Source organism: Kitasatospora sp. NPDC028961 (assembly GCF_055564815.1).
Map to the genome: position 1 here is coordinate 1 of NZ_JBVHVO010000049.1, position 15,379 is coordinate 15,379.

13 protein-coding genes are annotated in these 15,379 nt (G+C 75.6%); 8 read left to right on the top strand and 5 right to left on the bottom strand.

Annotated elements, in window-relative coordinates; all coding sequences use genetic code 11:
• Positions 1 to 181: 181 nt before the first annotated feature.
• The gene (locus ACZ4UX_RS36750) at positions 182 to 1,660 is read right to left on the bottom strand and encodes an MFS transporter (protein WP_465709835.1); all 1,479 of its coding nucleotides are present in this window, start codon (positions 1,658 to 1,660) and stop codon (positions 182 to 184) included.
• A gap of 223 nt (positions 1,661 to 1,883) precedes the next feature.
• On the opposite strand from ACZ4UX_RS36750, the gene ACZ4UX_RS36755 reads away from it, so the two are divergent.
• Together ACZ4UX_RS36755 and ACZ4UX_RS36760 are read left to right on the top strand one after the other, a co-directional pair.
• Positions 1,884 to 2,582 carry a TetR/AcrR family transcriptional regulator gene (locus tag ACZ4UX_RS36755; protein WP_465709836.1) on the top strand — a complete coding sequence of 233 codons (699 nt, stop codon included), beginning with the start codon at positions 1,884 to 1,886 and terminating at the stop codon, positions 2,580 to 2,582.
• 90 nt (positions 2,583 to 2,672) lie between these two features.
• Positions 2,673 to 3,482 carry an enoyl-CoA hydratase/isomerase family protein gene (locus ACZ4UX_RS36760; RefSeq protein ID WP_329489918.1) on the top strand — a complete coding sequence of 270 codons (810 nt, stop codon included), beginning with the start codon at positions 2,673 to 2,675 and terminating at the stop codon, positions 3,480 to 3,482.
• Positions 3,483 to 3,545: 63 nt separating this feature from the next.
• On the opposite strand, the gene ACZ4UX_RS36765 is transcribed toward ACZ4UX_RS36760, so the two are convergent.
• A complete protein-coding gene (locus ACZ4UX_RS36765; RefSeq protein WP_465709837.1) occupies positions 3,546 to 4,769 on the bottom strand; it encodes an acyl-CoA dehydrogenase family protein in 1,224 nt (407 codons plus the stop codon).
• Between the two features lie 285 nt (positions 4,770 to 5,054).
• Here ACZ4UX_RS36765 and ACZ4UX_RS36770 point away from each other — a divergent pair, with 285 nt between their 5' ends.
• Positions 5,055 to 5,687 (top strand): TetR/AcrR family transcriptional regulator, encoded by a 633-nt coding sequence (locus ACZ4UX_RS36770; RefSeq protein ID WP_465709838.1) that lies wholly within the window; start codon positions 5,055 to 5,057, stop codon positions 5,685 to 5,687.
• Between the two features lie 76 nt (positions 5,688 to 5,763).
• Entirely contained in the window at positions 5,764 to 7,239 is a 1,476-nt protein-coding gene (locus ACZ4UX_RS36775; protein WP_465709839.1) for a cellulase family glycosylhydrolase, read from the top strand.
• Positions 7,240 to 7,334: 95 nt separating this feature from the next.
• Here ACZ4UX_RS36775 and ACZ4UX_RS36780 read toward each other — a convergent pair whose 3' ends face one another.
• Positions 7,335 to 9,359 carry a M3 family metallopeptidase gene (locus ACZ4UX_RS36780; RefSeq protein WP_465709840.1) on the bottom strand — a complete coding sequence of 675 codons (2,025 nt, stop codon included), beginning with the start codon at positions 9,357 to 9,359 and terminating at the stop codon, positions 7,335 to 7,337.
• 168 nt (positions 9,360 to 9,527) lie between these two features.
• On the opposite strand from ACZ4UX_RS36780, the gene ACZ4UX_RS36785 reads away from it, so the two are divergent.
• Positions 9,528 to 11,243: a bifunctional 3'-5' exonuclease/DNA polymerase gene (locus ACZ4UX_RS36785; RefSeq protein ID WP_465709841.1), complete on the top strand. Its 1,716-nt coding sequence runs from the start codon at positions 9,528 to 9,530 to the stop codon at positions 11,241 to 11,243.
• An 80-nt stretch (positions 11,244 to 11,323) separates the two neighbouring features.
• Here ACZ4UX_RS36785 and dhaM read toward each other — a convergent pair whose 3' ends face one another.
• A complete protein-coding gene (dhaM, locus tag ACZ4UX_RS36790; RefSeq protein ID WP_465709842.1) occupies positions 11,324 to 11,716 on the bottom strand; it encodes a dihydroxyacetone kinase phosphoryl donor subunit DhaM in 393 nt (130 codons plus the stop codon).
• A 159-nt stretch (positions 11,717 to 11,875) separates the two neighbouring features.
• Between dhaM and dhaK the strand changes: the two genes are divergently transcribed.
• Together dhaK and dhaL are read left to right on the top strand one after the other, a co-directional pair.
• Positions 11,876 to 12,871, top strand: a complete 996-nt coding sequence (gene dhaK, locus ACZ4UX_RS36795) for a dihydroxyacetone kinase subunit DhaK (RefSeq protein WP_352297772.1) — start codon at positions 11,876 to 11,878, stop codon at positions 12,869 to 12,871.
• A 16-nt stretch (positions 12,872 to 12,887) separates the two neighbouring features.
• Entirely contained in the window at positions 12,888 to 13,517 is a 630-nt protein-coding gene (gene dhaL / locus ACZ4UX_RS36800) for a dihydroxyacetone kinase subunit DhaL (RefSeq protein ID WP_465709843.1), read from the top strand.
• Between the two features lie 20 nt (positions 13,518 to 13,537).
• On the opposite strand, the gene ACZ4UX_RS36805 is transcribed toward dhaL, so the two are convergent.
• Complete coding sequence (locus tag ACZ4UX_RS36805) at positions 13,538 to 14,710, bottom strand: PP2C family protein-serine/threonine phosphatase (RefSeq protein ID WP_465709844.1); 1,173 nt, start codon at positions 14,708 to 14,710, stop codon at positions 13,538 to 13,540.
• A 246-nt stretch (positions 14,711 to 14,956) separates the two neighbouring features.
• On the opposite strand from ACZ4UX_RS36805, the gene ACZ4UX_RS36810 reads away from it, so the two are divergent.
• Complete coding sequence (locus ACZ4UX_RS36810) at positions 14,957 to 15,175, top strand: heavy-metal-associated domain-containing protein (protein WP_329489908.1); 219 nt, start codon at positions 14,957 to 14,959, stop codon at positions 15,173 to 15,175.
• The last annotated feature ends 204 nt before the right edge of the window (positions 15,176 to 15,379 follow it).

Genomic DNA, 15,379 nt, shown 5'->3' on the forward strand with positions numbered 1-15,379 from the left:
GCACCCGCACCAGCCACTTCTCAGCACTTCGCCCCGCCGAGCACCAGCTCGGCGGGGCGAAGAAGAAGCAGGGCCCGAATTAACCAACAGCATCGACGACCGTCCACCGGGCCCCGCGCCGTACCGCTCCCGCCCCGTACCGCTCCCGCCCCGTACCGCTCCCGCGCCGTACCGCTTCCGCTCAGGCGGCCAGCGCCTGCCCCTGCGCCACCGGCTCGGGCACCGGACGCGGCCGCAGCCGCAGCCGCAGGGCCAGGACGAGGGCCAGCGCCATCACCCCGGCCGCCGAGAGGAACACCACGTCCACCGCGCCGATGAAGCTGTGCACCGCGTGCGTCCGGGCGGCGCCGGTCAGCCGGCCCACCGCACCGAGCGCGGTACCGGGCTCGCCGCTGTCGAAGACCCGGGCCAGCACGGTGCCGAAGAGCGCGGCGCCCAGCGCGCTGCCGAGCGTCTGGAAGAACCGGACACCGGTGGTGGCGACACCCAGCTGGTGGGCCGGGGCGGCCTCCTGGACGACGGTGATGAGGCGGCCGATCAGCTGGCCGAGGCCGAGGCCCAGCAGGACGAGCTCGGCCCGCACCAGCCAGAGCGAGGTGTCCGGACCGCTCAGCCCGAGCAGCAGCAGGGCGACCGTGGCGCAGGCGGCGCCGGAGGCCAGGATCGCCCGGACCGACCAGCCCCGTGCGGCGAACCGGTTGGCCGCGAGACCGACCGCCGTCATGCCGAGCGCCATCGGGATCAGATAGAGGCTGGCGGAGGTCGCGGCGACCCCGCGGGCCACCTGCAGGTACAGCATCACGTACATGATCGCGCCCATCAGGCCCATCCCGACCAGCCCCTGCACCGCGAAGCCGATCCGGATCTCCGGGATGCGGAACAGCGAGAGCGGCAGGATCGGCTCGGCGGCGGTGGCCTGGCGCCACAGGAAGAGGCCGAGGGCCGCGAGGGTGGCGACGGCCAGACCGAGGATCTCCGGCGACGTCCAGGCGTAGGTCTTGCCGCCCCACTCGGTCACCAGCAGCAGCCCGGTGGCGAACGCGGCCGCCAGGGCGGCGCCCAGGAAGTCCAGGCCGCGCCGGCCGGCCGAACGCGGGAGCTTGAGCACGAGCGCGGAGCCGACCAGGACGAGCAGGCCGAGCGGCAGGTTGATGTAGAAGATCCAGCGCCAGTCGAGGTGGTCCGCCAGGAGCGCGCCGATCAGCGGGCCCACGGCCATGCCCGCGCCGCCCACGATGCCGCCGACGCCGCCACCGCCGCCCTTGGCGTCGTCCGGGTCCTTGAGCTGTGCCATCACCACCATCGTCACGCTCATCAGCCCGCCGCCGCCGATGCCCTGGACCGCCCGGAAGGCGATCAGCTCGGTCATCGACCGGGCCGCTCCGCAGAGCGCCGAGCCGAGCAGGAAGACGCCGACCGCCCCCAGCAGCGCCCGCTTGGCACCGTAGAGGTCGCAGAGCTTGCCGTAGAGCGGCAGCAGCGCCGTCGCCGCCAGGGCGAAGGCACTCACCAGCCAGGGCAGTCGGTCGACGCCGTGGACGGGGTCGAGGTCCTGGACGATCGGCACGGTGGCGGCCGACACGATGTTCATGTCGAGCACCGCCAGGACGATCGTGATCAGGCAGAGCAGCATGCCCAGCTTGCGCTGGGGCTCCGTCATCAGAGCTGCTGCCGGCGCGGTGGCGGCCATGGGAAGTCCCCCCGGGGATCGTGGAATTCGGGCATTCGACTACGGACCGGACCGCACCGGACAGGTGCGGGCTCGGCGGCGCGCCCTCACCATGGCAGGTATTTTTGACCCGGTCAATTGTTCGCTGGAGTCAATGCTTCGCTGGAGTCCATTATTAAGCCCAGTCAATCTTTGATCCTGGTACAGTCATGCCATGGCAGAGCGCAGCACGACCACCGGGCCCGAGGCAGTGGAGGCGGCCGCGGACGCGGCACTGAGCCTGCGCGAGCGCAAGAAGCGCCAGACGGCCCGTCGGATCTGGCACAGCGCGATCGCCCTCTTCGCCGAGCGCGGCTTCGACGAGGTGTCGGTCGCGGAGATCGCCGCCGCGGCCGACGTCTCGAAGATGACCGTCTTCAACTACTTCCCGTCCAAGGAAGACCTGGTCATGAGCCCGATGGAGCGGCACACCGGCGAGGCCGCCGAAGCGGTCCGCGACCGTGCCCCGGGCGTCTCCGCGGTGGCCGCGCTGCGCGCCCGGTTCGCGGCGGGCCTGGAGCGGTTCGACCCGGCCACCGGTCTGAGCGACGACCGCTTCGTGCTGGACGTGATCCGCCTGATCCACCGGACACCGGCGCTGACCCTGCGCGCGACCACCGCGTGGGGCCGGGCGGCGAACGAGCTGCTCGCCGCCGAGCTGCTCGCCCAGGACCCGGCCGGCGACCGGCTCCGGGCCCAGGTCGCGGCCGCCCAGCTGATGAGCGTCCGGCTGGCGCTGACCAACGAGAACCACCGCCGGATGCTGGCCGGCGAACGGGCCGCCGACGTGCTGCCGGAGGCCCTGGAGAACGCCCGGCGCAGCTTCGACCTGGCCGAGCACGGCCTCGGCGACTACGGCACCCGGCCCGCCTGAGCGTCCGCCGCCCGGCGGGCGGACGGTCCGCCCGACGGGGCCGCGGCCGCGCCTGAGAGAGTGTCCGCACCACGAACTCCGGAGGTGCGCATGGACCAGCCGCTGCTCACGCGGGACCGTTCCCCGCTGCCCACCCACGTCGACGGCCTCCACGCCTACACCGGCGAGGACGGCGTCGCGGTGCTGGAGTTCGCCCGGCCGCACCGGCGCAACGCCGTCACCCTGGCGATCTGGCAGGCCCTGCCGAAGGTCCTGCTCCGGCTGGCCGAGCAACCCGGTCTGCGGGCCCTGCTGGTCACCGGCGCGGGGGGCACCTTCAGCGCCGGCGCGGACATCGCCGAACTGTCCGGGATCTACGCCGATCCGGACCGCGCCGACGACTACCACGCCGTCAACGTGGCGGCCGAGGAGGCGCTGGCGGACTTCCCGCATCCGACCGTCGCGGTGGTGCACGGCGCCTGCGTCGGCGGCGGCTGCCAGCTGGCCGTCGCCTGCGACCTGCGGTTCGTCGCCGAGGACGCCCGGCTGGGCATCACCCCGGCCAAGCTCGGGGTGGTCTACCCGGCGGTGCCGACCCTTCGGCTGGCCCGGCTGGTGGGCCCGTCGCGGGCCAAGTACCTGCTCTTCTCCGGCGAGTTGGTGACCGGCCGGGAGTGCCTCACGCTCGGTCTCGCCGACCGGGTCCTGCCGGGCGCCGAACTCGACGCCGGGGCGCTGGAGTTCGCCCGGCTGCTGACCACCCGCTCGTCGCAGACCATCGGCGCGGTCAAGGCCGCGCTGGCCGTCCCGCCGGAGCGGGCCGCCGAGGCGCTGCACCCCTGGGAGCGCCGCTCCCGGGAGGCCCCGGACGTCCGCGAGGGTCTCGCCGCCTTCCTGGAGGGCCGGCCGCCCCGGTTCTGACCGACCCGGGCCGGACGGACGCACGGGCGCACCCGCCGGTCGCGCCGCCCGGCCCCGCCGCACTCAGCGGATCGGCATCCCCGAGATCGCCCGGGCGATCACCAGCCGCTGGATCTCGCTGGTGCCCTCGAAGATCGAGTAGATCGCGCTGTCCCGGTGCATCCGCTCGACCGGGTACTCGCGGGTGAAGCCGTTGCCGCCGAGGATCTGCATCGCCTGCGCGGTGACCCACTTGGCGGTCTCGCCCGCGTAGAGCTTGGACATCGAGCCCTCGGCGGCGGTGAACGGCTGGTTGTTCGCCGCCATCCAGGAGGCCCGCCAGACCAGCAGCCGGGCGGCGTCGATCCGGGTCTTCATGTCCGCCAGTTGGAAGGCCACGCCCTGGTTGTCGATGATCGGGCGGCCGAACTGCACCCGGGTCTTCGCGTAGTCCAGCGCCACCTCGTACGCGGCGCGGGCGATGCCGATCGCCTGCGCCCCGACGGCCGGCCGGGAGGCCTCGAAGGTGGCCATCGCCGCGTTGCCCCGGCCGCCGCCGCGCTCGGCCCCCTCGCGGGCCCGGGCCAGCCGCTCGTCCAGCTTCTCCTTGCCGCCGAGCAGGCAGTGCCCCGGCAGTCGGACGCCGTCCAGGACCACCTCGGCGGTGTGCGAGGCGCGGATGCCGTGCTTCTTGAACTTCTGGCCCTGGCTCAGCCCGGGCGTGCCCGGCGGCACCACGAAGGAGGCCTGGCCGCGCGCGCCGAGCGCCGGGTCGACGGTGGCCACCACCACGTGGACGGCGGCGATCCCGCCGTTGGTCGCCCAGGTCTTGGTGCCGTTCAGCACCCACTCGTCCTTGGCCTCGTCGTAGACGGCCCGGGTGCGCAGCGCGGACACGTCGGAGCCGGCGTCCGGCTCGGAGGAGCAGAAGGCGGCCACCTTGAGGTCGTCCGGGGTGCCGAACATCTGCGGCGCCCAGGTGCCGATCTGCTCGTCGGTGCCGTTGGCGAGCACGGCGACGGCGGCCAGCGTGGTGCCGACGATCGAGAGGCCGATGCCCGCGTCGCCCCAGAACAGCTCCTCCATGGCGATCGGGATGCCGACGCCGGAGGGGTCGAAGTACTGCTGGGCGTAGAAGTCCAGGGAGTAGATCCCCAGCTTGGCGGCCTCCTGGATGACCGGCCAGGGGGTCTCCTCGCGCTCGTCCCACTCGGCTGCGGCGGGGCGCATCACGTCGGCGGCGAAGCCGTGCAGCCAGTCGCGTACGGCGAGCTGGTCCGCGCCCGGGTCCAGCGAGAACGTGCTCATGATGCCTCCGGTCGAAGGAGCCCCTCGCCGCCCGGCGGGGCGGCGGATGCAAGGGCGGGGCAGTGGGGGTGTCGGACAGGTGTTACCGGGGGTAACATCGCGGGGAGTCTGCTACTCATAGGTAGGAATGTCAACGCCCCGGGGCCGTCGACGCCCCCGCCGGGCAGCTCCGCGGCACGCCTGCCCCGCGCCACGCCCCCGTACGCCCCCGACCGCTCCGCCCGCACCGCGCCCGCACCACCCCGCAGCCGCAACCCCCGTCGGCCAGACCCGCCAGGAGACCTCATGCCGCCCTCCGACGCACCCCGCCGGGAGCAGCTGCTCAACGCCGCCGACCGGGTGGTCCAGCGGGAGGGCCCGGGCGCCAGCATGAACGCCATCGCGGCCGAGGCCGGGATCACCAAGCCGATCCTCTACCGCCACTTCGGCGACCGGAACGGCCTGATCCGGGCCCTGACCGAGCGCCACACCAGCGGTCTGCTGGCCGCCGTACGGGCCGCGCTGAGCGAACCGCTGGAGCGCCGCGACCGCGTCGAGCACGTGCTGGACACCTACCTCGCCGGGATCGAGGCCCGCCCGCAGGTCTACCGGCTGCTCACCCACCCCGAGCCCGGCGACCCGTCCGGCGTCGGCAACGCGCTCGCCCCGGCGCTGCGGCAGATCGCCGAGGAGATCACCCGGGCCGTGCAGAGCCAGGTGGACCTCGGGGCCGACCGGGAACTCCTCGCGGAGGCCTGGGGCCGGGGGATCACCGGCATGGTGCTGGCCGCCGGGGACTGGTGGCTGGAGTCCAGACCGTGCTCGCGCACCCGGATGGTGCAGGCGCTCGCCGACCTCCTCTGGGGCCGGCTGGCCGCCGCCGCCGACCTGCCGACGGCCGCCCTGCCGGCCCCGGTGCAGGACCCGCCGTCGAGCTGAACTCTTGTGCTGTGCATGCCAGTTCGGGCATCATCGGGCCCCACCCCCACGCTCCGCGAGATCCCGCGAGGTACCGATGCGCTTGCGCCGCACCGCCGTTGCCCTCCTGCTCGCCGCCACCGCCGCCCTGGCCGCCCCGACCCCCGCCCTGGCCGCGTCGCCGGACGCCTCCCGGACACCGGCCCCGTTCCGGGCCGGGTTCCCCACCGGCACCGCCACCGCGCCGGACGGCACCACCGACCTCACCGACGCCGCCGGCCGCCGGCTGCGGCTCCGCGGCTTCAACCTCGACAAGTACGCCGAGGCCACCGAACAGGACGTCGCGTCCCTGGCCGCCCAGGGCTTCACCCTGGTCCGGGTGGCCGTCTCCTGGACCAGGCTGGAGCCCGTCCGCGGGCACCTCGACCCGACCGAACTGCACCGCGTGCAGCGGGTGCTGGACTGGGCCGACCGCTACGGCGTGCTGGCCCTGGTCGACTTCCACCAGGACGTCTACGGGCCCAAGTTCGGCGGCGGGGACCGCGGCGTCCCGCTCTGGGCCACCCGCGACGACGGCCTGCCCTTCACCCCGGACCCGGACGACTGGTTCGCCGGCTACTTCCAGCCCGCCGTCCAGGCGGCCTTCCGCCACCTCTACGACGACCCCGACCTGCGCGCCTGGCAGGCCGACTTCTACACCCGGCTCGCCCTCGAACTGCGCGGCCACCGCTCGCTGCTGGGCTACGACCTGTTCAACGAGCCGTTCGGCCCGGTGGACGGCGACCCGACCGACCCGGCCGTGCTCGCCGCCTCCTCCGCCGCCCTCGAACAGGGCCGGCTCGCCGACATGTACCGCCGGCTGATCCGGGCCGTGCGCCGCGTGGACTCCCGTGCCTGGCTGTTCGTCGAGCCGACGGTACTGGTCGGCCAAGGCGTCCCCACCCGGCTGCCCGGCTTCGGCGACCCGCGCCCGGGCGCGCCCCGGCTCGGCTACGCGCCGCACTTCTACGACACCGCGGTCGAGGGCGGCGCCGACTGGGACCCCTCCGGCGGCTTCGTCGAGAACTACACCGCCGCGATCACCGCCTACCCCGCCGCCCACCGCCTGCCGGTCCTGGTCGGCGAGTGGGGGCCGCCGGACGCGCGGACCCCGGGCAACTCCCAGCTGGTCCGCCGTCAGGTCGCCGCCATGGACGGCTTCGCCGCCGGCTGGACGATGTGGTACTGGTGCCGGGGCAACGGCGGCTACTGCGCGTTCGATCCGGCCGGCCGGCCCGCCCCCGGCGACGAGCCGGTCTTCGGCCCCTACCCGGCGGCGGTCGCCGGGACGGCCGTGCGCACCGGCGCCGCGGCGGGCGGGCACGTGGTGCGCTGGAACGCCGACGGCAGCGGCCGGACCACCGACCTGGTGCTGCCCGCCGCCACCTTCCCGGCCGGTGCGCGGATCACCGTCACGCCGGCGGCCCGGGTCGACGTCGACCAGCCGGCCGGCGGCCGGGCCGGCACCGCCCGGATCCGCCTGCCGCACACCCGCCCGGGCACCCCGGTCACGGTGACAGTCACGCCCCGCTGAGGCCCGGTGGCCCGCCCCGACCACGAGAACCCAGGACCACGGGACGGGCCACCGCGCGAGGTTCGGCGCCGGGCTCCTACCGGGCTCGAACCGGCTCAGGCCAGACCGCGGCGGGCCAGCAGCGGCCCGGTCCGCGGGTCACGCCCGACCACCGCGCGGAAGGAGTCCAGCGGGTCCCGGCTGTCCCCGCGCGAGAGCAGCTCCCGGCGGAACACCTCGCCGCTCTCCCGCACACCCCGGCCGTTCCCCTCGAACCAGTCCACCGTCTCCGCGTCCAGCACCTCGGACCAGATGTACGCGTAGTACCCCGCGCTGTACCCGCCGGCGAAGATGTGCGAGAAGTACGCCGTCCGGTAGCGCGGCGGGATCGCCGCCACCGCGAGCCCGGCCTTCGCCAGCGCCTGCGCCTCGAACTCCTCGGCGTCCGTGATCTCCTGGCCCGGCGCCACGGTGTGCCAGGCCAGGTCCAGCAGGGCCGCCGCCAGGTACTCCACGGTCCGGAACCCCTGCCCGAAGCCGTCGGCCGCCGCCATCCGCTCGACCAGGTCGGCCGGCAGCGGCTCGCCGGTCACGTGGTGCTTCGCGTAGTTGGCCAGCACCTCGGGCCGGACCATCCACATCTCGTTGACCTGCGAGGGGAACTCCACGAAGTCCCGCGGCACGTCCGTCCCGGCGAAGTACGGGTAGCGCACGTCCGAGAAGAGCCCGTGCAGCGCGTGGCCGAACTCGTGGAACAGCGTGCGCACCTCGTCCCAGGAGAGCAGCACCGGCTCGCCCGGGGCCGGGCGGGGCACGTTCAGGTTGTTCATCACCACCGGCCGCCGGCCCAGCAACCGCGACTGGGTGACCAGTTCGTCCATCCAGGCGCCGCCGCGCTTGGACGCCCGGGCGTGGAAGTCCGCGAGGAAGAGGCCGAGCGAGCCGCCGTCCTCCTCGAACACCTCGAAGACCCGCACGTCCGGGTGGTACGCCGGGAGGTCCGGCCGCTCGGTGAAGGTCACCCCGTAGGCCAGGTTCGCGGCGAAGAAGACCCCGTCGCGCAGCACCCGCTCCAGCTCCAGGTACGGGCGCAGCGCGGCCGCGTCCACCTGGTAGGAGGACTGCCGGACCAGCTCCGAGTAGTACGCCCAGTCGTGCGCGGCGATCTCCTCGACGCCGTCGACCGCCGCCGCCGCGGCCAGCTCGACCGCCTCCCGCCGCGCGTTGGCCACCGCCGGCGCCACCAGCCGGGTCAGCAGCGCGTCGACCGCCTCGACGGTGCCGGCCGTCTCGTCCGCCACCACGTGGGCCGCGTGCGTGTCGTACCCCAGCAGCCGGGCCCGCTCGGCGCGCAGCGCGGACATCCGGATCGCCAGCGGGCCGTTGGCGTCGGCCGCCCGGCCCAGCGAGGCCGCCAGCAGGCGTTCGCGCACCGAGCGGTCGGTGAGGAAGGCCAGCTCGGTCTGGTTGGAGATGTTCTTCAGGTTCAGCACGTACTTGCCCTCGTGGCCGAGCGCCCGGGCGTTCGCGGCCGCGCCGGCGATCGCGTCCGGCGAGAGCCCGGCCAGCTCGGCCGCGGAGTCCAGCACCAGCGCCCGCGCCTTCGAGTCCGCCGACACGTTGCGGCGGAACGCCGAGGCGCCGGCGGCCAGTTCGGCGTTCAGCCCGCGCAGCCGCCGCTGGTCGGCGGCGCCGAGTCGGGCGCCGGCCCGGACGAAGGCGGTGTGCCGCCGCTCCAGCAGCCGCCGCGACTCCGCGTCCAGGCCGAGCCCGTCCCGCCGCCCGTGCAGCTCCTCGATCCGGGCGAACAGCGCGGCGTCCAGGTGGATCGCGTCCCGGTGGGCCGCCAGCCTCGGGCTGATCTCGGCGTCCAGCCGGTCCACGCCCGGGGTGGTGTCCGAGGAGACCTGGTTGTCGAAGACCGCCCGGACCCGCTTCAGCAGCGCACCCGAGCGCTCCAGCGCGATCAGGGTGTTGTCGAAGGTCGGCGGCTCCGGATTGGCGGCGATCTCGGCGATCTCGGCGAGCTGCTCGGCCATCCCGCGCTCGAACGCGGGCAGGTAGTGCTCTTCCCGGATCTCGGCGAAGGGAGGCAGTTCGTAGACCAGGGTGCTGGGCTTGAAGAACGGGTTCTCGGTCATTTCGCCGACCCTACGCCGTGGCAACGGCCGGGCACACGCGTCCGGCCCGGCGGGCGGCGCACCGTCGGCGCACGGGCGCACGGATCGGCACGCGCGCCTGCGCCGGTTGTCGTACCCACCGGTTACCGTCGAGGTCCGCAGCCCGTACGCCCGAGAGGAGGAGCCCCCGTGGCACCCCGGATCGCCCTCGTCCCCGACCCGCACGGCCCCGGCGGCCGGCTGCTCCCCCTCGACGAGGCCGGGGCCCCGCTCGGGCCGCCCACCGCCGTGGCGGACCTCGCGGCCGCCGTCGCCGAGCGGGAGGCCGCCGAGCACCCGCGCTGGGTCTGGGCGGCCGCCGACAGCGCCTACGCGCCGCTGCTCCCCCGGCTGCCCGACCGGCTCGCCCGCTGCCACGACCTCCGGCTGACCGAGGCCCTGCTGCTGGCGTACGAGGGCCGGTTCGGCGCGCCCCGCTCGCTCGGCGCCGCCTGGGCCCGGCTGAACGGGCGGCCCGTCCCGGCCGACCTGCCCGAGCCCGGCTCCGCCGACTCCGGGGACGGCCAGGACACCCTGTTCGCCCCCGACCGGCTGCAACTCCCGCCCGGGGCCGACGCGCTGGCCGCCGTGGCGGCCGTCCACGCCGAGCAGCAGCGCCGGCTCGCCGCGATCGCCGAGCCGGGTGACCGCGCCCGGTTCCGGCTGCTGGTCGCCGCCGAGTCGGCCGGCGCGCTGGTGGCCGCCGAGATGGCGCACGACGGCCTGCCCTGGCGCACCGACGTCCACGACCGGCTGCTCACCGAGCTGCTCGGCCCCCGTCCGACCGTCCCCGGCACCCAGCCCAGGCTGCTCGCCGAGCTGGCCGTCGAGCTCCAGGAGGCCCTCGGCGGCCGCCCGTTCAACCCCGACTCGCACAGCCAGGTGCTGCGCGCCTTCGCCGACCGGGGCGTCCAGCTCGGATCCACCCGGTCCTGGGAGCTGAAGGCGGTGGACCACCCGGCCGCCGCGCTGATGATCCGTTACAAGGAGCTCTCCCGGATCCACGCCGCGCACGGCTGGGCCTGGCAGGACGCCTGGGCCCGCGGCGGCCGGTTCCGCCCCGAGTACGTGGTCGGCGGCGTGGTCTCGGGCCGCTGGGCCAGCCGGGGCGGCGGCGCGCTGCAGATCCCGCGCATCCTGCGCCGCGCCGTGGTGGCCGACCCGGGCTGGCTGCTGGTCGTCGCCGACGCCGCGCAGCTGGAGCCCCGCGTCCTGGCCGCGCTCTCCCAGGACGCCGGCCTGGCCCGCACCGCCGCCGGCGGGGACCTCTACGAGGCACTGGCCGCCTCCGCCTTCCAGGGGGACCGCGACAAGGCCAAGCTCGGTCTGCTCGGCGCCATGTACGGCCAGACCAGCGGGGACATCGGCGTGCTCCTCGCCACCCTGCGCCGGCGCTACCCGGCCGCGATGGGCTACGTCGAGGCGGCCGCCCGGACCGGCGAGGACGGCGGTGTGGTCGCCTCCCGGCTCGGCCGGGCCTGCCCGCCGCCCTCGGCCGACTGGCTCGACCTCACCGAGGCGCCGGAGACGGCCGGGGAGGCCGGCGGCCGCTCGGCAAGGGCCCGGGGCCGCTTCACCCGCAACTTCGTGATCCAGGCCAGTGCGGCCGACTGGGCGCTCGCCCTGCTCGCGGCGCTGCGCCGCCGGCTCAACGCGCTGCCCGCCACCGGCCCGGACGACCGGCCGCACCTGGTGTTCTTCCAGCACGACGAGGTGGTGGTGCACACCCCGGCGAACCTCGCCGACGAGGTGGCCGCCGCCGTCGCCGAGTCCGCCGACGAGGCCCGCCGGCTGGTCTTCGGGGACACCCCGGTCCGGTTCCCGCTCACCACCGCCGTGGTGGACTGCTACGCCGACGCCAAGTAGCCGGGGCCGGGCCGCGCACCGGTGGCACCCGCGCGCCGGGGCCGGGCCGCGCGCCCAGGGCCGGCCGCGCAGGCCGCCCGCTACAGCTTGCGGAACGCCCGCGCGTCCTCGGCCGCCGCGGCCACCTCGGTGACGCCCGCCCCGGTGGAGGCCGTCACCGCGGCCGCGACCGCGCCCTCCACGAACGGGGCGTCCACCAGCACCACCCCGGGCCGCGGCTCGTCCTCCAGCAGCGTGACGGCGGTCAGCACCGAGCTGCCGAGGTCGGCCAGCACCACCACGCCCGCCCCGCCGTCCGCCTCCGTGACGGCCCGGGCGATCAGGTCGTAGCTGGTCCCGAGCCCGCCGTCCTCCGTCCCGGCCGCCACCACCACCCGCACCGCACCGGAGGCGAGTTCCGCCAGCAGCTCCCGCAGCCCGGCGGCGAGCTGTGCGCTGTGCGAGACCAGGACGATGCCCACGTAGTCGCTCATACCGCCGACCCTACGACCGCCCCGGCGCTCCGCGGGAGGGGGCCGGCCGGCCCCGCGTGTCGTACCGCGGGCCGCCCGGGGGCGTGTCGCACCCCGTGCCGGGCACCCCCGTCTGGCGTAGCGTCGGGTCAGCACCGTCTGCCGAGGGAGCGAAGCGCTGTGAAGAAGCTGATCAACACCCCGGAGAGCGTCCTGGAGGACGCCCTGGCCGGAATCGCCGCCGCCCACCGGGAGTTGACGGTGGACATCGCGCATCGGGTGATCACCCGCGCGGTCCGCCCGGCGGCGTCGAAGGTCGCCCTGGTCTCCGGCGGCGGCTCCGGCCACGAACCGCTGCACGGCGGGTTCGTCGGCCCGGGGATGCTGGACGCCGCCTGCCCCGGCGAGGTCTTCACCTCCCCGGTGCCGGACCAGATGCTGGCCGCCGCCAAGGCCGTCGACTCCGGCGCCGGAGTGGTCTTCGTCGTCAAGAACTACACGGGCGACGTGATGAACTTCGCGCTGGCCGCCGAGCTCGCCACCGAGGAGGGCATCGAGGTCCGCACGGTGCTGGTCGACGACGACGTCGCGGTCGAGGACTCGACCTGGACGGCCGGCCGCCGGGGCACCGGCGCGACGGTGCTGGTGGAGAAGATCGCCGGCGCGCTGGCCGAGCGCGGCGCCGCGCTGGAGGAGGTCACCGCCATGGGCGCCCGGGTCAACGCGGCCTCCCGGTCGTTCGCGATCGCGCTGACCGCCGCGACCACCCCGGCCGCCGGCAAGCCCGGCTTCGACCTGCCGGAGGACGAGATCGAGGTCGGCGTCGGCATCCACGGCGAGCCCGGCCGCCGCCGCGAGAAGCTCCGCCCGGCCCGTGAGCTCGCCGCCGAGGTGGTGGAGACCGTGCTCGCCGACCACCACCTGAGCGCCGGCGACGAGGTGATCGCCCTGCTGAACGGCCTCGGCGGCACCCCGCTGCTGGAGCTGTACGTCGTCTTCGGCGAGGTCGCCGCCCGGCTCGCCGAGCGCGGCATCACGGTGGCCCGCAGCCTGGTCGGGAACTACGTGACCAGCCTGGACATGGCGGGCTTCTCGCTCACCCTGACCAAGGCCGACGCCCGGCTGCTGGAACTCTGGGACGCCCCGGTGGACACCCCCGCCCTCAAGCGAGCCTGACGGAGGAGGGACGGTCATGGACTTCGACACCGCACTGGCCGAGGCCTGGGTCCGCGCGATCGCGGCCGCGGTCGACGAGGAACAGGGGCGGCTCACCGAGCTGGACTCCGCGATCGGCGACGGCGACCACGGCAGCAACCTGCGGCGCGGCTTCACCGCCGTGCTCACCGCACTGGACTCGCTCGCCCCCGACAGCCCGGGGGCGGTCCTGAGCAGAACGGGCAGCACGCTGATCTCCAAGGTCGGCGGCGCCTCCGGCCCGCTGTACGGCAAGGCCTTCCGCGCGCTGGGCGCCGCACTGCCCGGGCCGGCCGACCCGGCCGCCTTCGGCGAGGCGCTGGCCGAGGGGCTGCGGGCGGTCCAGGCCCTCGGCAAGGCGGAGCCGGGCGACAAGACCATCGTCGACGCCTACACCCCGGCGCTGGCCGCGTACGCCGAGGCGGTGGCGGCCGGCGCCGACCTGCCGCGGGCCGTCGGGGCCGCGGCGGACGCGGCCGAGCAGGGCGCGCTGGCCACCGTGCCGCTCCAGGCCCGCAAGGGCCGCGCCTCCTACCTGGGCCCGCGCAGCGTCGGCCACCAGGACCCGGGCGCCACCTCCACCGCCCTGCTCTTCCGCGCCCTGGCGGAGGTGGTCGGCGCGGAGTAGCCCCCGGAGCGGCCCCGGCCCTACCGGTCCGTCCGGGAGATCAGCAGGAGCAGCGCGTCGTCGCGCAGCTCCCCGCCGGTGTGCTCCAGCAGGTCGGCGTAGACCCGGCCGACCGCCGCCTCCAGCTCCGTCGCGGAGCGGGCCGCGCCCCGGACCAGCGGGCCGACCCGCTCCGCCAGCGGGTAGAAGTCGCCGTTCTCGCGGTGCCGGGCCTCGATCACGCCGTCGGTGCAGAGCACCAGCACGTCCTCGGGCCCGAACGGCTGCTCCCAGGCGGTCGGCTCGCCGACGGCCAGCCGGCCCAGGCCGAGCGGCACCCACGGGTCGGGCGCGTGCAGCACGTGCGCGCCACCGTCGTGGTCCACCCGGATCGGCGGGACGTGCCCGTACTGCAGCAGCTGCATCACGCCCGGCACCCGGAACTCGGCGAACAGCGCGGTGGTGAACTCCCCGTCCGGGGCGTGCCGCTCGACGCTGGCCTCGATCCGCGCCGCGACCCCGCGCAGCCCGGCCTCGTCGTAGGCCGCCTCCCGGAACGAGCCGAGCACCACGGCGGCGGTCTGTACCGCGCCGAGCCCCTTGCCGCGGACGTCGCCGACCGCCACCCGGGTGCCGTGCGGGGTCTCCAGCACGGAGTAGAGGTCCCCGCCGATCCGGGAGGCGTCGGCGGCGGACACGTACCGCACGGCCAGGTGCAGCGGACCGACCACCGGTCCGGGCAGCCGCAGCAGCGCGCGCTGGGCGGCCTCCGCGACGGAGCTGACGGCCGCGAAGGCGGCGGCCCGCCGCATGCGGATCTTGGCCACCCAGGCGGAGAACACGGTGAGCAGCAGATAGCTGACCATCGCGCCGTAGAGGAAGCGCTCGTCGTTGACGTTGTCGACCTCGTCGTAGTGGCTGAGGCCGAAGACCGCGAACAGGCCGAGCAGGCAGACCATCAGCAGTTCGAGCGGCCGCAGGGTGAGCGCGGCGATGGTGGGGACGACCGTCATCAGCGGGGCGAGGTAGCGGTCCTTGCCGGAGAGCAGGTCGGCCAGCCCGACGAGGACGATCGCGATCAGCGCGGGGCTCGCCCGGCGCCAGAGCGGTACGTCCTGGAGGTCGGCCGCCAGCAGCGCGCCGCGCCGCCGCTCCGGCGGCAGTCCCGTGGCGGTGGGGGCCGCGGGCGACTGGGCTCGGCGGATCGGGAACACCTCTCGAACATAACGGACGCTCATCGTCCGCACCCCCCGGGAGGCGGCCGCCCCGGACGCGCCCGCCGCGCGGCGCGGATTCGGGCGCATCGTGTCCGGGCGCATACGCTCTGCTGTCGGACCGCGTCCCCGATGCGATCCGCACCACACCACCCCCTTCGGGGAATACCCCGCAGGGGTATGGTGTCATCAAGAGTGGGAGCCCGGGCGCACGCCCGCGGCCGAACAGACCTCCCGGAGGCCCCGATGTCCAGCACCATCACCTACACCGTGACCGGCATGAGCTGCGGCCACTGCGAGAGCTCGGTCAGCAAGGAGCTCACCGCGCTGGCCGGCGTCACCCAGGTGGCGGCCGATGCCAAGGCCGGCACCGTGACGGTCTCCTCCGCCGCCCCGCTCGACGACGACCAGGTCCGCGCGGCCGTCGACGAGGCCGGCTACGAGCTGGTCGGCCGGTCCGTCTGAGCCCCGCGGTGGGGGGGGGGGGGGGGGGGGGGGGGGGGGGGGGGGAGGGGGGTGGAGGGGGGGGGGGGGGGGGGGGGGGGGGGGGGGGGGGGGGGGGGGGGGGGGGGGGGGGGGGGGGGGGGGGGGGGGGGGGGGGGGGGGGGGGGGGGGGGGGGGGGGGGGGGGGGGGGGGGGGGGGGGGGGGGGGAGGAGGGGGGGGGGGGA